The 25,157-nt window shown below is 60.6% G+C and carries 16 protein-coding genes and 6 tRNA genes; 6 read left to right on the top strand and 16 right to left on the bottom strand.

The genetic code is table 11. The features are described 5' to 3' along the window. Positions 1-121 precede the first annotated feature (121 nt). Positions 122-2,131: a propionate catabolism operon regulatory protein PrpR gene (gene prpR / locus NOX35_RS07370; protein ID WP_182286188.1), complete on the bottom strand. Its 2,010-nt coding sequence runs from the start codon at positions 2,129-2,131 to the stop codon at positions 122-124. A 183-nt stretch (positions 2,132-2,314) separates the two neighbouring features. On the opposite strand from prpR, the gene NOX35_RS07365 reads away from it, so the two are divergent. The 3 genes from NOX35_RS07365 (at position 2,315) to NOX35_RS07355 (ending at position 5,350) form a co-directional block, all read left to right on the top strand. Then, the gene (locus NOX35_RS07365) at positions 2,315-3,289 is read left to right on the top strand and encodes a tripartite tricarboxylate transporter substrate binding protein (RefSeq protein ID WP_004341375.1); all 975 of its coding nucleotides are present in this window, start codon (positions 2,315-2,317) and stop codon (positions 3,287-3,289) included. A gap of 76 nt (positions 3,290-3,365) precedes the next feature. Next, positions 3,366-4,364, top strand: coding sequence for a tripartite tricarboxylate transporter substrate binding protein (locus tag NOX35_RS07360; protein ID WP_256496244.1), 999 nt, complete (start codon positions 3,366-3,368; stop codon positions 4,362-4,364). A 125-nt stretch (positions 4,365-4,489) separates the two neighbouring features. Beyond that, a complete protein-coding gene (locus NOX35_RS07355; protein ID WP_182286186.1) occupies positions 4,490-5,350 on the top strand; it encodes an oxaloacetate decarboxylase in 861 nt (286 codons plus the stop codon). 157 nt (positions 5,351-5,507) lie between these two features. Here the strand turns inward: NOX35_RS07355 and NOX35_RS07350 are convergent, their stop codons facing one another. Beyond that, positions 5,508-6,845 carry a PLP-dependent aminotransferase family protein gene (locus tag NOX35_RS07350; protein WP_182286185.1) on the bottom strand — a complete coding sequence of 446 codons (1,338 nt, stop codon included), beginning with the start codon at positions 6,843-6,845 and terminating at the stop codon, positions 5,508-5,510. A gap of 90 nt (positions 6,846-6,935) precedes the next feature. Here NOX35_RS07350 and NOX35_RS07345 point away from each other — a divergent pair, with 90 nt between their 5' ends. Then, entirely contained in the window at positions 6,936-7,538 is a 603-nt protein-coding gene (locus NOX35_RS07345; protein ID WP_256496243.1) for a DJ-1/PfpI family protein, read from the top strand. A gap of 255 nt (positions 7,539-7,793) precedes the next feature. Here the strand turns inward: NOX35_RS07345 and NOX35_RS07340 are convergent, their stop codons facing one another. After that, positions 7,794-8,360 carry a TetR/AcrR family transcriptional regulator gene (locus tag NOX35_RS07340; RefSeq protein WP_182287123.1) on the bottom strand — a complete coding sequence of 189 codons (567 nt, stop codon included), beginning with the start codon at positions 8,358-8,360 and terminating at the stop codon, positions 7,794-7,796. Between the two features lie 150 nt (positions 8,361-8,510). Here NOX35_RS07340 and NOX35_RS07335 point away from each other — a divergent pair, with 150 nt between their 5' ends. After that, on the top strand, positions 8,511-9,728 hold the full coding sequence (locus NOX35_RS07335; RefSeq protein ID WP_182286183.1) for an MFS transporter: 1,218 nt from the start codon (positions 8,511-8,513) through the stop codon (positions 9,726-9,728). Between the two features lie 42 nt (positions 9,729-9,770). On the opposite strand, the gene NOX35_RS07330 is transcribed toward NOX35_RS07335, so the two are convergent. Continuing rightward, positions 9,771-10,694 carry a LysR family transcriptional regulator gene (locus tag NOX35_RS07330; RefSeq protein WP_182286182.1) on the bottom strand — a complete coding sequence of 308 codons (924 nt, stop codon included), beginning with the start codon at positions 10,692-10,694 and terminating at the stop codon, positions 9,771-9,773. Between the two features lie 128 nt (positions 10,695-10,822). On the opposite strand from NOX35_RS07330, the gene metE reads away from it, so the two are divergent. Continuing rightward, the gene (metE, locus tag NOX35_RS07325; RefSeq protein ID WP_256496242.1) at positions 10,823-13,147 is read left to right on the top strand and encodes a 5-methyltetrahydropteroyltriglutamate--homocysteine S-methyltransferase; all 2,325 of its coding nucleotides are present in this window, start codon (positions 10,823-10,825) and stop codon (positions 13,145-13,147) included. Between the two features lie 202 nt (positions 13,148-13,349). Here the strand turns inward: metE and NOX35_RS07320 are convergent. From NOX35_RS07320 to NOX35_RS07265, 12 genes are all read right to left on the bottom strand, one after another. Further along, a tRNA-Cys gene (locus NOX35_RS07320) sits at positions 13,350-13,423 on the bottom strand. 15 nt (positions 13,424-13,438) lie between these two features. Further along, positions 13,439-13,514, bottom strand: a tRNA-Gly gene (locus tag NOX35_RS07315). 57 nt (positions 13,515-13,571) lie between these two features. Continuing rightward, positions 13,572-13,647 (bottom strand) — tRNA-Gly (locus NOX35_RS07310). Positions 13,648-13,704: 57 nt separating this feature from the next. Continuing rightward, positions 13,705-13,780, bottom strand: a tRNA-Gly gene (locus NOX35_RS07305). Between the two features lie 57 nt (positions 13,781-13,837). Then, positions 13,838-13,913: transfer RNA gene (locus NOX35_RS07300), tRNA-Gly, on the bottom strand. 109 nt (positions 13,914-14,022) lie between these two features. After that, a complete protein-coding gene (gene lon / locus NOX35_RS07295) occupies positions 14,023-16,437 on the bottom strand; it encodes an endopeptidase La (protein WP_182286180.1) in 2,415 nt (804 codons plus the stop codon). A gap of 155 nt (positions 16,438-16,592) precedes the next feature. After that, entirely contained in the window at positions 16,593-17,855 is a 1,263-nt protein-coding gene (gene clpX, locus NOX35_RS07290) for an ATP-dependent Clp protease ATP-binding subunit ClpX (RefSeq protein WP_012837449.1), read from the bottom strand. Between the two features lie 176 nt (positions 17,856-18,031). Continuing rightward, a complete protein-coding gene (clpP, locus tag NOX35_RS07285; RefSeq protein WP_003068910.1) occupies positions 18,032-18,640 on the bottom strand; it encodes an ATP-dependent Clp endopeptidase proteolytic subunit ClpP in 609 nt (202 codons plus the stop codon). Between the two features lie 133 nt (positions 18,641-18,773). After that, positions 18,774-20,084 (bottom strand): trigger factor, encoded by a 1,311-nt coding sequence (gene tig, locus NOX35_RS07280; RefSeq protein ID WP_003068908.1) that lies wholly within the window; start codon positions 20,082-20,084, stop codon positions 18,774-18,776. Positions 20,085-20,419: 335 nt separating this feature from the next. Beyond that, positions 20,420-20,506: transfer RNA gene (locus NOX35_RS07275), tRNA-Leu, on the bottom strand. A gap of 85 nt (positions 20,507-20,591) precedes the next feature. Beyond that, complete coding sequence (locus tag NOX35_RS07270) at positions 20,592-23,801, bottom strand: efflux RND transporter permease subunit (protein ID WP_256496241.1); 3,210 nt, start codon at positions 23,799-23,801, stop codon at positions 20,592-20,594. Continuing rightward, positions 23,798-25,036 (bottom strand): efflux RND transporter periplasmic adaptor subunit, encoded by a 1,239-nt coding sequence (locus tag NOX35_RS07265; RefSeq protein ID WP_256496894.1) that lies wholly within the window; start codon positions 25,034-25,036, stop codon positions 23,798-23,800. Before NOX35_RS07265 ends, NOX35_RS07270 begins: the two co-directional genes overlap by 4 nt. Positions 25,037-25,157: the final 121 nt, after the last annotated feature.

Below are 25,157 nucleotides of genomic sequence, written 5' to 3'. Positions count from 1 at the left end.
ACAGCCCAATCTCCGCTTGCAGATGATTGTTGCGCCGGTTGCCGCAATTCACGCCATGCACTCACGACATTGGCCGAAATCATACGTATGACGGGCTGCCGACAATGACGCAGCAATGCCGCTAGGCTTTCATTCGCCGCCACAAAGTGGCCCGGCTGATGCCGAGAATTTCACAGGCCTGGCGCTGATTGCCGCCGACCGACTCCAGCACCTCGCGCAATCGCTTCTGTTCGGCAAGGCGACCCGCGTCTCGGAGCTGTGCCTGCAGGACCGCGACAGGCTCGGCCAGAGCCAGGCCGTCGGCGCACTCCGGAAAGACTTCAAGCAGGCGCGCCATATCCAGAAGGCCGCCCCGGCCTGAGCCCAGATAGTCGCTGCAGGCCAGCAAACGCTCCACCCAGTTGTCCAGTTCACGGACATTGCCGGGCCAGTCATGCGCTGCAGCCCTGGCCAGCAGTGCATCGAGCTGCTGCTCCACTCTGTCATGCAGTGCGCGGGGCAGCCCGCTTGCCGCGCTCAGGCGCAGAGCCAGCAAGGCGCGGCCCAGTTCCGCAATATCGGCGGCACCACGCATTTGCAGCGAAGGCGTGCTCAGGCGCAGCACCGCCAGCCGGTAGTAGAGATCGCGCCGGAACCGGCCGCGCTCCACCTGATCCGCCAGATCCGCATGGGTGGCAGCAATCACGCGCACATCCACGGGAATCGGCGCGGTGGAACCTACGCGCAATACCTCACGCTCCTGCAGCACACGCAGCAGCCGCGATTGCAGCGCCAGCGGCATGTCGCCAATTTCATCGAGAAACAGGGTCCCGGTATGCGCCGCCTCTATCAAACCGGTCTTGCCGCCGCGCCTGGCCCCGGTAAAAGCACCTTCCTCGTAACCGAAAAGCTCGCTCTCCAGCAGGCTTTCACTGAGCGCCGCACAGTTGACCGCCAGAAATGGCTGTTCCGCACGCCGTCCCGCGCTGTGAATGCCTTGCGCCACCAGCTCCTTGCCGGTCCCGCTTTCGCCCAGGATCAGCACCGTCGCGTCGCTGTTCGCATACTGCCTGGCCAGCAGTCGCACGCGCTGGGCAGCGGGGCTGCTGCCCAGATAGTCCTCAATACGCCAGCGCACGCCGGCGGCTCTTTGCCGCTGACTGGCGCGCAGGCTGCGATCGGCCCGCTGGATCACGGCAGGATCGCGGCAGACCAGCAAAGCGCCGGTCACCAGCCCGTTCTCCACAATTGGCGCACGTCGCACCACCAGGGTACGCAGAGCCAGTTGCACCACCTCTTCTCCGCCCTCCTCGCCCGCCAGTGCCCGGGCCGTGCCCAGGGCCGGAGCCACCTCGTCCAGCATGCGGCCGTGCAAGGCCTCGACCGGGGCCCCGAGCAAGGCGGCCATGCGTGGGTTCAGCGCGCAAATGCGGCCACGCTCGTCCACGGCCGCCACACCGTCCTGCAGCTGATGCAACACGGTTTCCAGCCGTTGATGCCGGTCACGCTCGGCACGTCGATGACGGGCCAGCAGCATGGCGTCGCTGAGCGCCTGACGCACCGAAATATCGGAATACAGCAACACGCTGGCCATGCCCGCCTGCTCTGCCAGATCGGCCACCAGGCCCGGTGCCACCACGGCTCCAACGCCTGACGCCTTGAGTTTCTGCACACAGGCCGGCGCGTCATGCGGACCTTGATAGGCGATCTGGACCAGACCCAGGCCGAACAGGCTGTCGAACTGTGCCACCACGGGAGACGGCACCTCGAAGTTGACCAGACCCACGCGCGGAGCTTCTTCGGTGGTCTGCAACTTGGCCTGGCGCAGCGCCTGCAGCAAATCCAGGCCACGCACTTCGACCATGGCCAGCGGTATGTCCACGCGCTCGCGAATCCAGGCACCACTGGCTCCAGCTCCCACCAGGGCATCGATGGGCTGGCGCAGATTGAGTGCCTGCACCTGGGCCACCGCATCGTCGAACGAGGCCGAGATATGCGAGAACCTGGCCTCGCCCGACCAGGGCTGTGCCAACCGCTCCAGCACCCGCCCCACACGGTAACGACCTACGGTGACGATGTGAGGCAAATGCAGCTGGCCAGCAGTCGGCATCCGTTTGACGCCATCGTTCGATATCGCATCTGTTTCATTCATGAAAATAATTATTTCACTATAGAAATAAAACCCATACACCAGCACAGGCAGGCAGTGCAGAAAATCAAGAAAAACCTAATGATTTCAAACACTTGACATCTAAAGGGTTTCCCCTGAATCTGTCTGGCACGGTGCTTGCAGTAGCAGGCCATACCAATAGGGATTTGGATCCAGGAGATATCCATGTTTTTGAACCGTCGCAATCTTGTTGTCCAGGCCTTGACTCTTTCCGTGCTGGGCGCAGCCGGCCTGGCCCAGGCCGCCGACTGGCCCACGCGCCCGATTCGCCTCGTGGTGCCGTTTTCCGCAGGCGGCGCCAATGACTTGATGGCCCGTTCGGCGGCCGAAGGCGCTTCCAAGATCCTCGGCCAACCCGTGGTGATCGACAACCGCCCCGGCGCAGGTGGCACAGTAGGTGCCGATATCGTGGCCAAGGCCCAGCCCGATGGCTACACGCTGCTGGTCAGCGCGGCCGGCGTCATCTCCAACAGCATGATCAAGAAGACCATGCCTTTCAAGGATGATGCTCTGCAGCCCGTGGTGATGATCGGCCTGGCACCTTCGGTGATCGTGGTGCCCAAGAACGCGCCCTATAACAATCTGCGCGACTTCGTCGAAGCCTCGAAGAAAGGCGCAGGCTTCAACTTTGCCACCGCCGGCACGGGCAGCACGCCCCACTTCGTGGCCGAGATGCTGAATGTGAAGTACGGTGCCAAGCTGCAGCCCGTGCCCTACAAGAGCGGTTCGGAGAGCACCACGGCCGTGCTGGGCGGCCAGGTCGAAGGCACGTCCGAAGCCAGCATCATCGCGCTGCCGCACATCATTCACGAAGGCAAGTTCAAACCTCTGGCCACGACCTGGACCCAGCGCATCTCTGCCTACCCGCAACTCTCCACCGCCGTTGAGCAAGGCTTTGCCGATTTGCAGATCGCGCATTGGGCCGGCATTCATGCCCCCAAGGGCACGCCACCGGCCATTCTGGACAAGCTGGCAGCCGCCGTGGACAAGGCCATGAAGGAGCCTGCCACCGTCGAGAAGCTCAAGGGACTGGGCATCGAGCCGGTCGGCGGCACACGTGCGGAATTCGTAAAGTTTGCCGATGCCGAGCGCAAGCGCCTGGGCGAGATCGTCAAGGCAGCTCATATGCAGGAAAAATAAGATTCACAAAAAAACATAGCACTCAGCGTAAGCCCCATATACGCTGGAGCCTGAAAATAGTACTGATAGCTGATTCATGATTTTCCGTAGAAACGCCTTGCTCCACGCCACTGCCTGCGCCGCCGCCACTGCCTTGCTGGGCGGTGCCTCTGCGGCGCTGGCTCAGGGCTCTGAAGTCTGGCCCACCCGCACCGTCAAGCTCATCGTGCCCTATGCTGCAGGCGGCTATGCCGATACCCGCGCGCGCCTGATTGCCGACTCGCTGGGCAAGGTGCTGGGCCAGCCCGTAATCATCGACAACCGTGGCGGTGCCGGCGGCGTGACAGGCACGGATGCCATCGCCAAGGCCAACGACGGCCACACCTTCGGCTTCGGCTCCCCAGGCCCCCTGGTCACCAACCCCATGCTGATGAAGAAGATGCCTTATGACGCCAGGACGGCGTTCAAGCCCATCATCCTCATCGAGCAGGCTCCCCTGTTTCTGACCACCGCTCCCAACCAGCCCTTCAAGAACGTGCAGCAACTGCTGGCCCACGCCAAGGCCAAGCCCGGCGATCTGACCTATGGCTCCTCGGGCGTGGGCGGGGCCCATCATCTGTCGGGCGAGCTACTGGCCTACCAGACCCAGACCCAGCTGACCCATGTGCCCTACAAGGGCGGCTCGCTGGCGGCCTCCGACCTCATGGGCGGCCATCTGGCCATGATGTTCGAGATGGGCTACTCGGCCCTGCCTTCGATCAAGGCCAAAAAGATCAATGCCCTGGCCGTCTCCAGCAAGACCCGCGTGGCCGTGCTGCCCGACGTGCCTACTCTGGACGAAGCCGGGGTCAAGGGCTTTGAGTCGTACAACTGGCTGGGCATGATTGCGCCGGCCGGCACACCCGACGCCGTGGTGGCCAAGCTCAACCTGGCCGTCAACGAAGCACTCAAGAACGACAGGTCGCTGCGCCAGATGATCGAAAGCAGCGGCGGCCAGATCATGGGCGGCACGCCCCAGGCCTATGGCAAATACCTGGAGGCCGAGCGCGCCAAGTGGGGACCGGTGATCAAGAACGCGAATATTTCGCTGGACTAATCCTCTGCGGAGCTGCGAGGCAGCTCTGCCTGACTGCACGCGCCAGAAGTGCATGCTGCTATCAAACCTGATAGCTGGATACAGCCATCAGATAAGCGTCAAAGTCCTTTTCAACAAGAAATCTCATGAACCCGAAGCAACAACTCAAGGCCCTGGCCGATGCCCGCCGCGGCGTCATCGTGCCCGGTGCATTCAACGCCATGTCGGCGCGGCTAATTGCCGATCTGGGCTTTGAAGCCATCTATGTGACCGGCGCCGGCGTGACCAATATGTGGTTCGGCATGCCCGACCAGGGTTTTATGGGTCTCAGCGATATCGCCGACCATACGGCCCGCATCCGCGACGCCGTGGAAGTGCCGCTGCTGGTCGATGCCGACACCGGCTTCGGCAACGCCGTCAACACCTACCACGCCGTGCGCACGCTGGAGCGTGCCGGTGCCGACTGCATTCAGCTTGAAGATCAGGTCAGCCCCAAGCGCTGCGGCCACTTCAATGGCAAGGCCGTGATCGAAACCAGCGAAATGCTGGGCAAGATCAAGGCTGCCGTCGATGCGCGCCGCGACAGCGGCACCCTCATCATGGCCCGTACCGACGCTGCAGCCGTCCACGGCTTTGAAGCCGCCATCGAACGTGCCCAGCAGTTTCAGGAAGCCGGCGCCGACATCCTGTTTGTCGAAGCCGTCACCCAGGCCGAAGAAGTGCGCGCCCTGCCGCAGCGCCTGCAAGCTCCCCAGCTCATGAACATGGTCATTGGCGGCAAGACCCCCATCTTCAACGCCGACGAACTGGGCGAGCTGGGCTATGGCTTTGTGCTCTACGCCAATGCCGCACTGCAAGGCGCCGTGGCCGGCATGCAAAAGTGCCTGACCCTGCTGCGCGACGATCACAAGGTCGATGAAGACCCCGCCATCGTCGCTCCTTTCCTTGAGCGCCAGCGCTTGGTGAACAAGGATTTCTGGGATGGGCTGGAGCAAAAGTACCAGTAATCCGGTCTCCGGACCCGGCGCCTGAGTCGCATGCGGCGCAGATACATCAAGCGCTGCACGCCATGTTTTCATGGCCGGTGTGACCTTGGCCGGCAGCATTCACTCCCCTGGCTACGGCCCCGAAACCGGATGCGCAGGTAGCTCTGGGCTGCATCCTCTATTGCAGCGTGGCTCCATCCAGCGCCAGCCTGACACGCATCAAGGCATGCCGAAGTTTTTCGAGCGGCACCGAACCCAAGGCCAGCCGCAGTGCTTGCGGCACTTGCACGCCAGTGGCAAAGGGTTCGGCCGTTGACACGGAAATTCCTGCCGTCTGCAGCGCCATCGCGACCTGATCAGCCCTCAGGTCTTCAGGCATGGGGAGCCAGACAAAATACGAACTGGGGTGACGCATACAGGGCAGCCCCTTGAAGACCTGCGTCACCTGTTTCTGACGTATCTGGGCGTCCTCTCGCTTCTGAGCTTCCAGCCTGGCAACAGTCCCGTCTCTCAGCCAGCTCACAACCATGGCTGTCATGACGCCGGGGGTGTTCCAGGTCGTTGCGCGTATAGCTCGTTCTATCCGAGATATCCAGGTTGCCGGCGCAGCCACAAAGCCCACCCGCAACCCCGTGGCGACATTCTTGGAAAAGCCAGAGACATATACCGTGGACTCTGGCAGCAGTGCAGCCATGGGCGGTGGTGCATCCGGAGCAAGAAACGCATACGCGGCATCTTCGATCAGCAACAGGCCATGGCGACGGATCAACGCTGCAAATGCATGACGTCGGTTGATGCTCATCACCCATCCAAGCGGGTTATGGAGAGTCGGCATTGCATAGACCGCGCGCACCTTGCGGCGTTGGCACAGCAACTCCAGCGCATCGAGGTCCGGCCCCGAACCAGCTGCCGGAATGGCAATCAGTTCAAGCCTCAGCTGTTGCGCCAGCACCTTGAAGCCCGGGTAGCTCAAAGCGTCAACAGCCACTACATCGCCAGCTTGCAGCAATGCCATGGCCGTGCTCGCGAGTCCATGCTGCGCCCCATCCACGATAAGCACCTGTTCGGCAGGAACCGTCAGCCTACGGTTTTCAAGGTATAGGGCGACAGCCGCTCGTTCATGGGCCCGGCCTCCATGCGGCTGATAGCGCAGCAGCGCCTCCAAATCTCCACTGGCGGCAAGTTGACGCAATGCGCAGCGCAACAACTCGGCTTGACCTGGAAGAGCAGGAGCGTTGAAGTTCAGGTCCAGCATGCCTATCGCAGTGGCATGCTGGTCGATACCGAGGCCACGTGGCAGCGCGGTTTCGCGCACAAAAGTTCCTCGCCCCGTCTCGCCGCTGACCAGGCCCATGGCCTGCAGTTCGGCATAGACACGAGTCGCCGTGACCAGGGCCAGTCCTTCCCGGGATGCCAGCTGCCGGTGGGTGGGCAGGCGTGTGCCCGGTGCCAGCCGGCCTTCGCGAATTTCCGAGGCGAGCTGGTCCACCAGCTGCTTGTATCGGGCAATCGGCATATAGAGCCTGTATCCATGACAATTAATTGAGTGTATTGGATCTCATCTCTAGCATGACCATTGATACAAGCTCACATCCGGAACATCCCAATGCATATCGCAATCCTGACTTTCGAAGGCTTTAACGAGCTCGATTCACTCATTTCTCTAGGCATACTCAACCGCATCAAGCGGCCCGGTTGGCGGGTCTCGATTGCCTGCCCGAGCGCACGCGTCAAATCAATGAATGGAGTAGTCATAGAAGCCCAGGCCACTCTGGAGGATGCGAGTGCTGCAGATGCGGTCATCGTGGGCAGTGGAATGCAAACACGTGAGGTCGTGCGCAATGCCGACCTCATGTCAAGGCTCAGACTGGACCCTGCACGGCAACTGATTGCTGCACAGTGCTCCGGCACGCTGATACTGGCCAAGCTCGGCTTGCTGGATGGCGTGATGGCATGTACCGACCTGACAACCAGGCCCTGGGTTGAAGAGGCTGGCATTCGCGTGCTGGAGCAGCCCTTCTTCGCAAGCGGCAACGTGGCTACCGCTGGAGGCTGCCTGGCAGCTCAATACCTTGCCGCATGGCTTATTGCCCGTGTCGAGGGGATCGAGGCCGCCAGGAGTGCATTGCATTATGTGGCCCCTGTGGGTGAGAAAGATGTCTATATGGCCCGGGCCATCGCCAATATCTCGCCTTACCTGCCTGACTGACTTGCGGCATCAGCTTGATCGCCGTCGGCAGCAACCTCTTTGAAGCGCCCTGAAGACCTCAGGCGACTCGAATGCGGCCGGTCGCCGATTCCGGTAAGGCCTCCAGGCCCGGACTCTTTGCAAATTCCGGATTGTTCGCTTGCACAAAATCCCTGATGCCCCCAACTCGAGAACATCCAGGCAGTCAAAACGATCCTCATTCTGACTACTGCCAAGCAGCAGCAGGCATGGCTGCAGCACGGCTCTGGCAACGGCTCACGCCGCCTTCCAGCCCTGCAGCATCAGTTCCAGCGCCTGCAAGGCCTCGTTCAGGCGCTCGGGCGGAGCGCCCTCCTCGGCAATCCAGAAAGCCGCTTCGATCAGGCAGCCATTGAGCAACCTTGCCAGCGCCGCTGCGCTGGCATTCACGATGATGCCCTGGTCGATGAGCTGCTGCACAAAGCCGGCAATAAAAGCAATGCATTGCTGGTGCTGCTGCCCCTGATCGGTGCCGGTGAGCACGGAGCGCGCATCCTGCAGCACGATGCGGCGAATTTCAGCCTCCTGCGCCATGGTCAGATAGGCGCGGCAATAGGCCAGAAAACCTTCCCATGGATCGGCATGAGCCCGCAGCACGCGTTCCAGACGCTGGTCCATTTCTTCATCCATCTGCGCCACCACGGCAGCCAGCAGGCCGGGCTTGCCACCAAAGTGGTGATAGAGCGCGCCGCGCGTCAAACCGGCCTGCGCGGTCAGCTCGTCCATGGCCGCCTGGGCATAGCCATGCTGGGCGAAAGCGCTGCGCGCCGCGCTGATCAGCTTGGCCCGCGTGGCTTCGATCATGCTGGCACGACTCTGGCGGACTTGGGTCACTGCGAACTCCCGGCAATATTCACATACAAAGCGTATGCCAATCATACGCGCTCCATCCCAAGCTCCTAGAATGTCACTCGCATACACAATGTATGTAAATGAATCTATGCAAGGGTTTCCATGTTGAATGCTTACCGCAAGCTGTTTACGGCACCGGGCAGCACGGGCTTTGTGCTGGCCGGGCTGCTGGCGCGACTGCCGCTGTCCATGACGGGGATTGGCTTGATCACCATGCTGTCGCAGCAGCGCGGCGCCTACACGCTGGCAGGCATGGTGTCGGCCTGTTTCGCGCTGTCGATTGCCGTTCTGGCACCGCGCATCTCGGCGCTGGTTGACCGTTACGGGCAGTTCAGGGTGCTGCCGTTTGCGGCCGCCAGCAGTGCGTTGTCCATGCTGGCACTGCTGGCCTGTGCCCACTGGCAGGGACCGGACTGGCTGCTGCTGGTACTGGCCGCAGCCGTTGGCAGCCTGCCCAGCATGCCGGCTATGGTTCGCGCCCGCTGGACGGCAATCTACAGTGGAACGCCTCAACTGCAGACCGCATTTGCACTGGAGGGCGTGCTTGACGATCTGGCCTTTATCGTCGGCCCTCCGCTGTCGGTGGGGCTCAGCATGCTGCTGTTCCCCGAGGCCGGCCCGCTGGCAGCAGCTTTGTTCCTCATCATCGGCGTGGGCCTGTTTGTGGTGCAACGCCGCACCGAGCCACCTGTCAGCCCACGCACAGGCTCGGAAAAAGGCGGGGCTTCGTCGATGCTGCGCCAGCCCATAGTGCGAACGCTGGCGCTGTTCATGCTGGCACAAGGCGTCATCGTAGGCGTGATCGATGTGGCCAGCGTGGCCTTTGCCACAGTTCAGGGCCAGCCCGGTATGGCCAGTGTGGTGCTGTCCTTCTATGCGCTGGGCTCCTGTGCCATGGGCTTGCTGTTTGGCACGCTGCGCCTGCAGATGCCGCTCAGCCGCCAGATCGTCTGGGTCGGTGCATCGGTCGCCATCTCCGCCCTGCCCCTGTTGCTGGCCAGCAATCTGACCGCGCTGACTCTGGCCGTGCTGCTGGCAGGCATTACCTTTGGTCCGACGATTACCGTGGCCATGAGTCTGGTGGAGCGGCAGGTACAAGCAAACCGACTGACCGAGGGCATGACCTGGCTGCTGACTGGCCTCGCCAGCGGTGTGGCCCTGGGCGCTGCCGCTGCCGGATGGCTGATCGACCACTGGGGCGCACAGCAATCGTTTGTGCTAACGCTGCTGGCGGGCGGCGCCATGTGGCTATGGGGCGTGCAGGCCGGACGGCAAGCCGACCGTGCATCCGCACCGGGCATGACGGCCATCAACATGTGAGTCAGCCGCCATCGCTTATTCAGCCGTCGGCTGCTGCTCTTCTCAAGAGTCGTCCTGCGTGGGCGCGGCAGCACGCATAGCCAGGCCAGGTTCCCGTGCCAGCGCAATAAAGGCCTGTAGATAGTCGGTATGCAACTCTGCCTCGCGCGCGCCGAGGTAGATTTGCTTGGCGATCCCCTTGCTGCCCAGCTTCACGGGGACAACTGCCATCTTTTCGGCATATTCCAGAGCCAGCCAGCGCGGCAGGGCCGCGACGCCCCGCCCGCTGGCGACCATCTGCATCATGATGTCGGTGGTTTCTATGGTTTTATGGCGCCTGGGGGCAATACCTTTGGGTAGCAAAAACCGGGTATAGATGTCGAGCCGGTCCACAGCCACGGGATAGGTAATCAGCACCTCGCGAGACAGATCGCCGGGCTTGACATGGTCGACCCGGGCCAAGGCGTGATCCGCAGCCACGACCAGCACCTGCTCATAGTCAAAAACAGGCTCAAAGTGCAGACCCGGCTTGAACAACGGATCGGGCGTGACCAGCATGTCGATCTCATAGCCGAACAGCGCACCGATGCCGCCAAACTGGAACTTCTGCTTCACGTCCACATCCACATCGGGCCAGGCGGCCAGATAAGGTGAGACGATTTTCAGCAGCCACTGGTAGCAAGGATGGCATTCCATGCCGATGCGCAAGCTGCCGCGCTCTCCCAAGGCAAATTGCTGCAAACGCGACTCGGCCAGATCCAGCTGAGGCAGCACGCGATTGGCCACCGCCAGCAGGTATTGACCCGCCTGCGTCAGGCGCAGGCTGCGCCCTTCACGCAACCAGACATCGGTGCCGAGTTGGGCCTCCAGCTTTCTCATGCTGTGGCTCAGGGCGGACTGGGTGACGCACAACACATCGGCTGCCGCAGTCAAAGAGCCTTGTTTTTCAACCTCTTGCACGATTGCAAGATGGATACGCTCAATCATCTGTGAACACAATTCATGGATACATGAAAAACGACCATTTTACTTCATGTATTGATTCCAGGAACATCCAGTCCGCTGACCCGAGCCACTCTGGCCATGGGCCAAGGATCACAAGACTGGATTTCTGCATGACGACTATTCACAACCTGGGCTTTCCTCGCATCGGCGCAAAGCGCGAACTGAAGTTCGCGCTGGAGTCCTACTGGAGAGGCGAATCCTCGCGCGATGCGCTCAAGGCGCTGGGCGCCGAGCTGCGCCAACGCCACTGGACCGCGCAGCAAGAGCTGGACTGGGTGCCCGTGGGTGACTTCGCGTTCTACGATCAGGTACTGGACATGAGCTTTACGCTGGGCAATCTGCCCGAACGGGTGCAAGGCTTTGAAGGCGATGCGCTGGACAACTACTTTCGCGTGGCCCGTGGCCGTTCGGCGATCAGGACAGAATCCCACGGCGCCGATCACACCCCTTGCTGCGCTGGCGGCGTCGCCGCGGGCGAGATGACCAAGTGGTTTGACACCAACTACCACTACATCGTGCCCGAGTTCAGCTCGACCACCGAATTCAAGCTCGATGCATCGCGCCTGCTGGAACAACTGGCCGAAGCCAAGGCACAAGGCATAAAGGCCAAACCCGTCCTCATCGGCCCCGTCACCTATCTGGCACTGGGCAAAGCCAAGGATGACTCCAACAAGCTGGAATTGCTGCAACGCCTTCTGCCCGTATATGCGCAATTGCTCGATACATTGGCTACCCAAGGCGTGGAATGGGTGCAGATGGACGAGCCCATACTCGTCACCGAGCTCGGTGCCGACTGGCAACACGCGTTCAACACCGCATACCACCACCTCAAAAGCAGCAAGATCAAGCTGCTGCTGGCCACTTATTTCGGCCAGTTGGCCGAAAACAAATATCTGGCAGCAAACCTGCCCATAGCCGGCCTGCACATCGATGCCATCAACGGCCAGGACGATGTGCAGCAACTGCTGGGGCTGCTGCCCGCGCACAAGGTGCTGTCGCTGGGCGTGATCAACGGCCGCAATATCTGGAAAACCGATCTCGCTGCCGTGCTGGACTGGGTGGAGCCGCTGGCCGAGCGCCTAGGCGAGCGTCTCTGGATTGCGCCATCGTGCTCCTTGCTGCATGTACCCGTGGATCTGAACAGCGAACAAAAGCTGGATGCCGACATCAAATCCTGGCTGGCCTATGCTCTGCAGAAACTGGATGAGCTACGCGTGCTGGGCAAGGCTTTGCGCGATGGCCGAGATGCTGTCGCAGCCGAGCTGGCCGACAACGCAGCCGCTCTGGCCACGCGCCGCACTTCGCCTCGCGTCCACAACCCCGTGGTGCAAGCAGCAGTCAAGCAGATCAGCTCCCAGTGGGGCCAACGCCAGAGCAGCTACGAGGTGCGCGCCCCCAAGCAAGCCCGGCTGCTGAAGCTGCCAGCCTTCCCGACCACCACCATTGGCTCTTTTCCCCAGACGACAGAGATACGCCAGGCGCGCAGCGAATTCAAGGCCGGTCGCCTGGATTTCGCCCGCTACCAAGGCGCCATGCGCGCCGAGATCGAACGCTGCGTGCAAGCGCAGGAAGCCCTGGGATTGGACGTGCTGGTGCATGGCGAGGCCGAGCGCAACGACATGGTGGAATACTTTGGAGAACAACTCGACGGCTACGCCTTCAGCCAGTTCGGCTGGGTGCAGTCCTACGGCTCACGCTGCGTCAAGCCACCCATTCTGTTCGGCGACATCAGCCGCTCCAAGGCGATGACGACGGAATGGATCCAGTACGCCCAGTCCTTGACCCGCAAACCCATGAAAGGCATGCTGACAGGCCCGGTCACCATCCTGAACTGGTCATTCGTGCGCGACGACCAGCCGCGCGCCACATCCTGCTATCAGCTGGCTCTGGCGATTCGCGCGGAAGTGCTGGATCTGGAAAGAGCCGGCGTGCGCGTGATCCAGATCGACGAGGCTGCATTGCGCGAGGGCTTGCCATTGCGCAAATCACAATGGAAGGAATATCTGCACTGGGCCGTGGAGTCCTTCCGCATCAGCGCCAATGGCGTTGTCGATGAAACCCAGATTCACACCCATATGTGCTATTCGGAGTTCAACGACATCATTGCTTCGATTGCAGCCATGGATGCCGATGTGATCACCATAGAGACTTCGCGCTCGGACATGGAGTTGCTGGAGGCCTTCGAGCACTTCGATTACCCCAATGGGATCGGTCCGGGCGTCTATGACATCCACTCTCCCAATATTCCCACCAAGGCATGCATCGTGGAGCTCATGCAAAAAGCCGCAAAACGCATTCCCACGGAACGCCTTTGGGTCAACCCTGACTGCGGCCTCAAGACACGCCAGTGGGCAGAAGTGATTCCTGCTCTGCGGCACATGGTGGAGGCCGCCAGAACATTGCGCCACTCTGTCAAAGTAGCCGAATCCGTCTGAAAGGCAGCGCTCCAGCCTTCTCCTAGTTGCCCAGGCATGCCCTGGGCTTTTTCATACCGAAATGCACGGCAGCAGTTGAATCGGGTGACGCAGATTCGGCGTCCAGCCTGCAAGGCAGGCTGGTACACAGAGCCTTTTTGCATCAAGCGCACAAAGCAAAAAGCCCTGCAGACTTTCATCTGCAGGGCTTGTGCCACAAGTTTGGAGGCGCGAACCAGAGTCGAACTGGTCTAACCGGATTTGCAATCCGGGGCATAACCGCTTTGCTATCGCGCCGCTATCACAAAAACCTGGAGCGGGAAAACGGGTTCGAACCGTCGACCTATACCTTGGCAAGGTATCGCTCTACCAACTGAGCTATTCCCGCATTCAAAAAGCTTTCGCCTTTTGATGCGAACCTGTATTGCTACAGGCTCTGAAAACCTGGAGCGGGAAAACGGGTTCGAACCGTCGACCTATACCTTGGCAAGGTATCGCTCTACCAACTGAGCTATTCCCGCATTCAAAAAGCTTTCGCTTTCTGATGCGAACCTGTATTGCTACAGGCTCTGAAAACCTGGAGCGGGAAAACGGGTTCGAACCGTCGACCTATACCTTGGCAAGGTATCGCTCTACCAACTGAGCTATTCCCGCATTCAAAAAGCTTTCGCCTTTTGATGCGAACCTGTATTGCTACAGGCTCTGAAAACCTGGAGCGGGAAAACGGGTTCGAACCGTCGACCTATACCTTGGCAAGGTATCGCTCTACCAACTGAGCTATTCCCGCATATCTACCGAAGCCCAACATTGTACAACGTTGTTTGCTGCGATGGATGAATTGTAGCGCAGTTCTGAGCCCTCCCAGAAAAAACGCCACAATTTTCACAAAACAAGCATCAATGCTTGATGGCTGCCTCTACCGGCTTGACATCGGCGGACGCCACGGTGGCTACAGCTTCCTCAGTCAAAGGATCCGGCACACGCTCCAGGGCCACCTTGAGAACCTGATCGATCCACTTCACAGGAACGATTTCCAGACCACTCTTCACATTATCGGGAATGTCCTGCAAATCCTTGGCATTCTCTTCAGGAATGAGCACGGTCTTGATGCCACCGCGCAGAGCAGCCAGCAGCTTTTCCTTGAGGCCACCGATTGCCGTGACTTCGCCGCGCAAGGTGATTTCACCGGTCATGGCCACATCAGCCCGCACGGGAATGCCTGTGAGAGCCGAGACAAAAGCTGTCGTCATCGCAGCCCCGGCGCTGGGGCCATCCTTGGGTGTAGCGCCGTCAGGCACGTGCACATGGATGTCCTTTTTCTCGAAGGCTTCATCCTTGATACCAAGCAAACGAGCTCGGCTACGCACCACGGTGCGAGCAGCTTCGACCGACTCCTTCATCACATCGCCCAGAGAACCTGTGCGCGTAATGACGCCCTTGCCTGGCATGGTGGCGGCTTCGATGGTCAGCAGATCGCCGCCGACTTCGGTCCAGGCCAGACCCACAACCTGCCCCACCTGATTGGCATGCTCGGCACGGCCATAGCTGAACTTGCGCACGCCCAGATATTCATTGAGGTTGTCGGCATTCACCTCCACCTTGGGCTGAAGCTTGCCAAGTTGCAAGCCCTTGACCACCTTGCGGCAAATCTTGGACAGCTCGCGTTCAAGCGAACGCACGCCCGCTTCGCGGGTGTAGTAGCGCACGATGTCACGAATCGCGGCTTCGGTCACTTCCAGCTCGCCGTCCTTCACGCCGTTGTTGGTGATCTGCTTGGGCAGCAGATAGCGGATGGCAATATTGGTTTTTTCGTCTTCTGTGTAGCCCGACAGGCGAATCACCTCCATGCGATCCAGCAAGGCCGAAGGAATGTTCATGGAGTTGGAGGTCGCCACAAACATCACGTCGGACAGGTCGAAGTCGACCTCCACGTAGTGGTCACCAAACTTGTTGTTCTGTTCGGGGTCCAGCACTTCCAGCAGCGCGCTCGAAGGATCGCCACGGAAGTCCATGCCCAGCTTGTCGATTTCGTCCAGCAGGAACAGAGGATTGCGCGTTCCAACCTTCTCCAGGCTCTGCAGCACCTTGCCGGGCATGGCGCCGATATAGGTACGGCGGTGACCGCGAATTTCCGCCTCGTCTCGCATGCCGCCCAGCGCCATGCGCACGTACTTGCGACCTGTGGCCTTGGCAATGGACTGCCCCAGCGAGGTCTTGCCCACGCCGGGAGGACCCACCAGGCACAGAATGGGCGCCTTGACCTTGTCCACACGCTGCTGCACGGCAAGATACTCGAGAATGCGGTCCTTGACCTTTTCCAGGCCGAAGTGATCTTCGTTCAGCACTTCCTCGGCATTCGCCAGATTGTGCTTGATCTTGGTCTTCTTGCTCCAGGGCAGTCCAGTCAGCACTTCGATGTAGTTGCGCACCACCGAAGCTTCAGCCGACATGGGCGACATCAGCTTGAGCTTCTTGAGCTCGGCCTCAGCCTTTTTGCGAGCATCGGCAGGCATCTTGGCGAGCTTGATCTTTTTCTCGATCTCCTCGATGTCGGCACCGTCCTCACCCTCGCCCAGCTCCTTCTGGATGGCCTTGACCTGCTCATTCAGATAGAAGTCGCGCTGATTTTTCTCCATCTGGCGCTTGACGCGGCCACGGATGCGCTTGTCGACGTTGAGGATGTCAACCTCGCGCTCAAGTTGCTCGAACAGGTTTTCCAGACGCTCCTTGATGTCCACCAGATCCAGTACCGCCTGCTTGCTCTCGAGCTTGAGAGGCAGGTGGGCCGCAATGGTGTCCGTCAGACGACCGGCATCGTCGATGCTGGCAATCGAAGTCAGGATTTCCTGAGGAATTTTCTTGTTGAGTTTGACGTACTGATCAAACTGCTGGGTCACGGCACGCCGCAAAGCTTCGATTTCGCTTTGCTCATGGGCATCGCCTTCGGGCTCCACGGGCGTCACAGATGCCGTGAAGTGAGACTCTTCGTCGGCAACCTGCTTGACCAGCGCGCGTTGCTGGCCTTCCACCAGCACCTTCACGGTGCCGTCGGGCAGCTTGAGCATCTGCAAGATGGTGGAGACACAGCCCACATCAAACATGTCTTCCGCTGCAGGCTCGTCCTTGGAGGCCGTCTTCTGCGCCACCAGCATGATGCGGCGGTCGCCTTCCATGGCCAGCTCCAGAGCCTTGATGCTCTTGGCACGCCCCACGAACAGTGGAATCACCATATGCGGAAACACCACCACATCGCGCAGCGGCAGCAGTGGCAGGTCCAGCTCGGTAGAAGGCAAAGGGGTTTGTCCAGACATAGGTATCCTCGGTTTCTCAGCGGAAGATGGTCCGCTTACCGGTGTATTTCAACCCCTGGGGGCAAATTGTTTTTGCCGCCTCAGGGGCATTGCCTTTCAGCCGCAGGCGACAAAGCGAGCCCATTGGAGGGCCCACCTTGCACGCAAGCACAGTATCAGGCCTTTTTGGCCGCTTCGCGGTAAACCAGCAGCGGCTCCTTGCCGTCTTCAATGGTGGCTTCTTCCACCACTACCTTTTCCACATTCTCGGCGGTCGGCAACTCGAACATGGTGCTGATCAGAGCCTGCTCGACGATGGAGCGCAGACCGCGCGCACCGGTCTTGCGAGCCAGGGCCTTGCGGGCGATCGCCTTCAGGGCCGCGGGACGGATCTCCAACTCCACACCCTCCATGGCCAGCAGCTTGCTGTACTGCTTGACCAGCGCATTCTTGGGCTCGGTCAGGATCTGCACCAGAGCATCTTCGCTGAGCTCGGCCAGCGCCGTCACCACGGGCATACGACCCACCAGCTCGGGGATGATGCCGAACTTGATCAGATCTTCAGGCTCGATCTCGAGGAACATCTCCGAGATGGAGCGCTGCTTCTTGCTCTTGACGGTAGCGCCAAAGCCTATGCCTGAAGCTTCGGTGCGATTCTCGATGACTTTTTCCAGTCCTGCGAACGCACCACTGCAGATGAACAGGATATTGGTGGTGTCGATCTGCAGAAAGTCCTGATTCGGATGCTTGCGCCCGCCCTGTGGCGGAATGCTGGCCATCGTGCCTTCGATCAGCTTGAGCAGAGCCTGCTGCACGCCCTCGCCCGAGACGTCACGCGTGATGCTGGGGTTGTCAGACTTCCGGGAGATCTTGTCGATTTCGTCAATATAGACAATACCGCGCTGAGCACGCTCAACATCGTACTCGCAGCTTTGCAGCAGCTTCTGAATGATGTTCTCTACGTCCTCGCCCACATAGCCAGCCTCGGTCAGCGTGGTGGCATCGGCCATCACGAAGGGCACGTTGAGCTGACGAGCCAGCGTCTGGGCCAGCAAGGTCTTGCCCGAACCCGTGGGACCGATCAGCAAGATATTGCTCTTGCTGAGCTCCACATCGTCCTTGCCGGCCTTGTCCTTGTGGTTCAGACGCTTGTAGTGGTTGTAGACCGCCACGGCCAGCGTGCGCTTGGCCTGCTCCTGACCGATCACATAATTGTCGAGATTGGCCTTGATTTCGGCGGGCGTCGGCAGATCGCCGCGACCTTCCTTGGCGTCGGCGGCAGGCTGTTCGTCGCGAATGATCTCATTGCACAAGTCGATGCACTCGTCGCAGATGAACACGGACGGGCCGGCGATCAGCTTTTTGACCTCGTGCTGGCTTTTGCCGCAGAAGGTGCAATACAAATTCTTTTCGGTGGAAGAGCCTTTTTTATCGGCCATGGGGGCTGTGCCTCGTTACGAAAAAACGAAAATTAATGATAACCAAAGACAAGGCGGCGTAGGCCATCAGGGACAAACGCCGCCGAGCAAGTCCCGGGAGCCAGTCAGCAGCTCCCAGGTTTTTCATTGCCAGCACCTGCAAGCCCAATCAGACACGGGGCTCGGTGCTATGCATTTCAGGAACGCTTGCTGATTACCTGGTCAACCAGGCCGTATTCCTTAGCCTCATCGGCGGAAAGGAAATAGTCACGCTCGGTGTCGTTCTGAATCTTTTCCAGGGGCTGGCCGGTACGCTCGGCAAGTATTTTGTTCAGACGCTCGCGGGTCTTGATGATTTCGCGGGCATGAATTTCAATTTCGGTCGCCTGACCACGTGCACCGCCCAGAGGCTGGTGAATCATGACCTGAGCATTGGGCAGTGCATAGCGCTTGCCCTTGGCTCCGGCCGACAGCAGGAAAGCACCCATGCTCGCAGCCATGCCGGTGCACAGCGTCGAGACATCGGGCTTGATGAAGTTCATGGTGTCAAAAATCGCCATGCCTGCCGTCACGCTGCCGCCAGGGGAGTTGATATAGAAGGAAATGTCCTTGTCAGGATTTTCGCTTTCCAGGAACAACAGCTGGGCTACCACCAGGTTGGCAGTCTGATCGTTAACCTCGCCCACCAGGAAAATCACGCGTTCCTTGAGCAGACGCGAATAAATGTCATAGGAGCGCTCACCGCGGCCCGACTGTTCAATGACCATGGGCACCATGCCCAAACCCAATGTATCCAATGCGCTCATGTTTTCTCCAGTGCTATGCGCCTACTGTAGCCGCATTCTGAAAAGAAAATGGGGCTTGCGCGCAAAAGCACAAGCCCCGCAATTCAAGTTATCGGAACTTGCCTAGGGCAAGCACCGATAAAAGATCCAGCCCTTAGGCTTGACCCATCAATTCGTCGAAGGAAACGGCCTTGTCGGTCACCTTGGCCTTGCCCAGCACGAACTCGGTCACGTTGTTTTCGATCACAACGGCTTCCACTTCGGCCAGACGGTTGCGGTCGCCGAAGTACCAGCGCACCACGTCTTCTGGCTTCTCGTAGCTGGATGCCAGCTCTTCCACATGAGCCTTGATCTGCTCGGCAGTAGCTTGGAGGTTGTTGGTCTTGACCAGCTCGGCCACCACCAGGCCCAGGCGCACGCGACGCTCGGCTTGGGGCAGGAAGATGTCTTCAGGGATTTCAGCCTTGGCTGCGTCCTTGATGCCGCGCTGTTCCAGCTCGGCGCGCGCGCCTTCCAGCAGGCGACCCACTTCAGCTTGCACGGAAGCCTTGGGCAGATCCAGCTCGGCCACGGACACCAGGGCGTCCATCACGGCTTGCTTGTTACGACCTTGAACGCGGAACTTCACTTCGCGCTCCAGGTTCTTCTTGATGTCGTCGCGCAGGGCTTCAACAGAGCCGCCGTCCACACCCAGAGTCTTCACGAACTCTTCGTTCACTTCGGGCAGGTTGGGAGCTTCCACCTTCTTGACGGTCACCAGGAAGTCTGCAGTCTTGCCGGCCACGTCAGCGCCGTGGTAGTCAGCGGGGAAAGCCAGGGGGAAAGTCTTGGACTCGCCAGCCTTCATGCCGCGGGTTGCGTCTTCGAATTCCTTGAGCATCTGGCCTTCACCGACCAGGAACTGGAAGTCTTCAGCCTTGCCGCCGGAGAAAGTCTCGCCATCGATCTTGCCTTCGAAGTCCACGGTCACGCGGTCGCCGTCCACGGCTGCTTCACCGGCAGCGCGCTCGGTGAAGGTGCGGCGCTGCTTGCGCAGGATGTCCACGGTCTTGTCGATGGCCGCGTCGTCCACGCTGGTGGACAGCTTTTCCACTTCGGCTGCAGTCAGATCGCCGATCTTGACTTCGGGCATGACTTCAAACACGGCATCGAATTGGGCTTCGCCTTCGGGAGCGCCTTCCTTCTCGGTGATCTTGGGCTGACCGGCAACACGCAGGTCGGCTTCGTTCACGGCAGCGGCAAAAGCCTCGCCCACCTTGTCGTTCAGCACTTCGTATTGCACGGAGTAGCCATAACGCTGAGCCACAACGCTCATGGGCACCTTGCCAGGACGGAAGCCGTCCATCTTCACGGTGCGCGCCACCTTCTTCAGGCGAGCATCAACTTCAGACTGGATCGCAGACAGGGGCACGCTCAGCGTGATCTTGCGCTCGAGCTTTTCAAGAGTTTCAACGTTAACGGCCATGATTTTTCCTAAGAGGGATGAGGACCGTGCAGATTGCCAGGCAACCTGCACCGTATTGCGCAAAGTCACAGTGCGCGCACACCCAACGACATGCGGCACCACAAATTTCCAGAGCCTGCCCCGGTCATTTGCCCCAGCGTCTGGCGCCAGGCATTTGTTCAAATCAGGAACAGGCGAAGCCGACCATTATAACGAGGCGCTGCGCAGGCTCCGCCATCGCCCTACAGGGGTTTGCCTTAAAAGCTGACGCCGCGCCTGCAAAGCAGGGGCAGGAAAAGAAAAAGCCCGTAACTGCTTGGGGTTACGGGCTTGAGGCAGCAGGGACTGCCAATGTCTGGTGCGCGGAGCCGGACTCGAACCGGCACGGTGTTGCCACCGTCAGGACCTAAACCTGGTGCGTCTACCAATTTCGCCACCCGCGCGGTCAGCAATGCGCAAATCTACGCTTACTGAGGTCAAGACGCAGATTCTAGCCGCAAAACCGGCAGTCTTTCGCACAATGCAGCCTCAGGCCATGTCCTTTCTGATGCGGAATGCAGCTGCATACATGGCAGGCAGTGCCAGCAGGGTCAGCACGGTCGCCACAATCAGACCGCCCATGATGGCCACAGCCATGGGGCCCCAGAACACACTGCGCGACAGCGGGATCATGGCCAGTACGGCAGCTGCTGCGGTCAGCACGATGGGACGCAGCCTATGCACGGCCGCCTCCACAATCGCATCCCAGGCCGGCACGCCGCGGGCACGCCCGCTTTCGATCTGATCGATCAGGATGACCGAATTGCGCTGAATCATGCCCATCAAGGCCACGACGCCCAGCAGCGCCACAAAGCCGAAGGGACGATTCAGCAACAGCAAGGCCGCCGCCACACCGGGGATGCCCAGGGGGCCGGTGATGAACACCAGCAGCGAACGGCTGACGCTGCGCAGCTGCAACATGAGCAATGTGAAAGTCAGAAACAGCAGCACCGGGATACCCGCCACGATGGCGCCGGAGCCCTTGGAGCTTTCCTCCACGGCACCGGCCACTTCGATGCGATAGCCGGTGTCACCAGCCGCATGCCAGCCGGCTTCCATCTTGCGCAGCTGCGGCAACAGCTCGTTGGTCAGGGTGGCGCCCTGCAGGCCTTCGCGCACATCGCCTTGAACGGTAATCGCGAAGTTGCGCTTCTCGCGCCACATCACGCCCGGCTCCCAGACCATGACGGGCTTGGCAATCTGCGTGAGCGGAATGGACTGCCCGTTTGCCGTGGTGACATGGACACCCGCGATATCGGTAATCGCATCGCGGTCCTGCTTGGGCGGGCGCATCACGATATCGATCAGCTTGTCGCCTTCACGGAACTGCCCCACGGTGGTGCCGCTGAAGTTCATGCCCGTGGCTTCGGCGATCGACTGGCTGGTCACACCCAGGGCACGCGCCTTGTCCTGATCGACCTGCAGGCGGATGACCTTGACGGACTCGTTCCAGTTGTCGTTCACGCCACGCATATCGGCATTGGCCTGCATGAGCGTCTTGACTTCATCGGCGTAGGTGCGCAGCTTGGCGGGGTCCGAGCCCATGACACGGAACTGCACCGGATATTGCACGGGAGGCCCGTTGGGCAGCAGCTTGGAGCGCGCCCGCACCTCGGGGAATTCCTCGGCCATCAGCGCCGGCAACTGTTTGCGGATTTCCTCGCGTGCCTTCAGGTCTTTGGCCACCAGAATGAACTGGGAGACGTTGTTCTGTGGAAATACCTGGTCCAGCGGCAGATAAAAGCGCGGTGCACCGGAGCCTATCCATTCGCTGACGGACTCCACGCCGTCGAGCTGCAAAAAGCGCTTTTCCACGCGCAGCGTCACTTCCTTGTTGGCCTGCAGGGAAGTGCCCTCGGGGAACCATATATCGACCAGCACTTCGGGCCTGCTGGAATCGGGGAAGAACTGCTGCTGCACCTTGCCCATGCCCGCCAGGCCCAGCACGAACACCAGCACCGTCGCGCCAATCGTCAGCCAGCGGTGCTGCACGCACCAGTTCACCGTACGGCGAAAACGGTTGTAGAACGGCGTGTCAAACAGCTCATGCTCACCTGCATTGGTGTTGATGCCTGCTTCTTCGGCCGACACCTCACCGGACGCCACTTCGGGCGGCAGCTTGGTCGCATGCGGCGGCTTCTTGAGCAGCAGCAGGCCCAGATAGGGCACGAAGTACACCGAGGCAAACCAACTGAGCACCAGCGCAATCACCGTCACCGCGAAGATGGCAAAGGTGTACTCGCCCGTCATGGACTTGGCCATGCCGATGGGCAGGAAGCCCGCGGCCGTGATCAACGTGCCGGTCAACATGGGCTTGGAGGTGATTTCATAGGCAAAGGTGGCGGCACGGTACTTGTCGTAGCCCTCCTCCATCTTGCGCACCATCATCTCCACGGCAATGATGGCGTCGTCCACCAGCAGGCCCAGCGCAATGATGAGCGAGCCCAGCGACACCTTGTGCAGGCCGATATTCCAGTACCACATGGCCAGGAAGGTCGCGGCCAGCACCAGCGGAATGGTGATGCCCACCACCAGTCCGGGGCGCGGGTCGATATACCAGCGCTTCCACAGCGGATGCTGCCCCGGGCGCCTGTGCAGGCCCAGGCTCAGAAAGCTCACGGCCAACACCACGACCACGGCCTCGATCAGCACCTGGAGAAACTCGCTGACCGAATCCGCCACCGCCTTGGGCTGGTTCTGCATATTGCTCAGCGTCACGCCCACGGGCAGGCTTTTGGCGATGCGCTCCGTGGCCTGCGTCAGCGCCTTGCCCAGGGCAATGATGTCGCCGCCCTTGACCATGGACACCCCCAATGCCACCGTAGGCTCGCCCTGGAAGCGCACCATGACATTGGCCGGATCGGCATAGCCGCGATGCACCTCGGCGATATCGCCCAGCCTGAACTGCGCCCCGCCCTGGCCAATGATGGGCATGGCACGCAATTGCTCCAGGTCGTTGAACTGGCCTTGCACACGCAACACAATGGTTTCGGCAGGCGTCTGCAAGGTACCAGCCGATGCCACGGCATTTTGCTGGTTGAGCTGATCGAGCACCTGCTTGAGGTTCAGCCCCATCTGCGTGGCGCGGTGCGACAGCTCCACATAGACCTTTTCATCCTGCACGCCGAACTGCTCGACCTTGGCCACATCGGGCACCTGCAGCAGTTGCTGACGCACATCGTCGGCTAGGGTCTTGAGCTCGGCATAGCTGAAGCCCTTGGCCTGCAGCGCATAGATCACGCCATAGACATCACCGAAATCGTCGTTGAAAAACGGCCCCTGCACGCCCTGCGGCAGGGTGTAGCGCATATCCCCCACTTTTTTGCGCACCGTATACCAGAGCTGCGGCACCTCCTTGGGGGGCGAGTAGTCCTTGACCTGGAAGATGACCTGCGACTCGCCGGGCTTGGAGTAGCTGCTGATCTTGTCGGCATAAGGTACTTCCTGCAGCGTGCGTTCGATCTTGTCGGTCACCTGCTGAGCAACCTGCTCGGCCGTCGCGCCAGGCCAGTAGGTGCGAATGACCATGGCACGGAAGGTGAACGGAGGATCCTCGTCCTGGCCCAGTTGGAAGAAGGCCGTAAAGCCGAGCAGCATCAGCACGACAATGAAATAGCGTGTCAGCGCCACATGATCGAGCGCCCAGCGAGACAAATTGAAATGCGCACCACCGGTCTTTTTCTGTCCAGCGCCGCTCATTTGCCCGCCTCCGCAGCCGCCGCAGGCTGATCCGCACCTGATTCAGGAGCATCCTGCGCTTTACCCACCTGCGTTTTGGGCAGATTTGATGTAGAACCCTGCAGCGGCTTGGCATACTTATCGCGATACACAGTCACCTTCTGCCCAGGGGTCAGCACATGAACGCCCGTGGCCACCACCTGCATGCCGGCTTGCAGACCCGAGGCAATCACCGCCTCGTTGCCGTCGGCGCTGGCAATCTGCACCGGCTGCAGCTTCACCGAACTGCTGGCCGCGTCATACAGCCAGACGGCCGTACTCTGACCGTTACCCCCCTCCTGGCGCAAGGCCGTGGTTGGCAGCTTGATGACCTGGCTGCCTATGGCTTCGCGGCTCACCCCCATGCCCTCGGGCATGACATGCACGGTGGCGCCCAGTGCAGGCAGATCCGTGCCCTGCAGGGCGGCCTTGACAACATAGGTGCGTGTGGCCGGGTCGGCACTGGCCGCCACCTCACGCACCTGTGCGTTGATCACGCGCGACTCGTCCGACCAGGGGCGCACCTTCACGCCCTGGCCCGGCCTGATGGCGCTGCGCCGGTCTTCGGGCACGCTGAACACCGCATCGCGCGCGCCGTCCTGGGCAATCCTCACCACGGGCGTGCCGGCCGCAACCACCTGACCGGGTTCAGCCTCCACGGCGGTGACCACGCCATCGGCATCGGCCAGCAACTGCGTGTAGTTCTCCTGATTGGACTGGCTCGAGAGCTGGGCACGGGCCTGATCGAGCGAGGCCTGGGCAGCCTTCAGATTGGCCTCGTAGCGCTCCATCTCGGCGGCGCTGATGAAGTTCTGGGCTCGCAGCGTGCGAAAACGCCGGGCATTGGCCTCGGCCAGATCGCGCTGCGTGGTGGCCGAGGCCAGTTGGGCACGCGCGGCATCGGCGCTGAGCTGGTAATCGCGCGCATCCAGTCGCGCCAGCACCTGTCCAGCCTTCACATGCTGGCCCAGCTCCACTTCACGCCTGGTGATCTTGCCCGCCACGCGAAAGCCGAGGCGAGACTCGACACGGGCGCGCACATCGCCCGAGTATTCCTGGGCAGACTCGATCTGCCCCTCACCCACGGTCACCAGCTTGACGGCGCGCACCGGCTCGGGCGCAGCCTCCTTTTTGGAACAGGCCGACAACATGGCCGCAGCCGCCACTATGGACAGCGCCAGCAAAGGCGCGGCAGGCCGGTGTGACAAAGACAACATTGCAAAACGACGAGAAGACGAAACAGCCATGGTGTTCTGGGCTTGTAAAAATAGGAAAAGCGCAGCCGCCGGGCAGGCAACTGCACCAAAGTCAGCGCTGATTGTGCACGCACGTGCGCTT

The sequence above is a fragment of the Comamonas sp. C11 genome (assembly GCF_024496285.1).
GTDB lineage: Bacteria > Pseudomonadota > Gammaproteobacteria > Burkholderiales > Burkholderiaceae_C > Comamonas > Comamonas testosteroni_F.
This window is presented reverse-complemented; position numbering and strand designations above follow the sequence as displayed.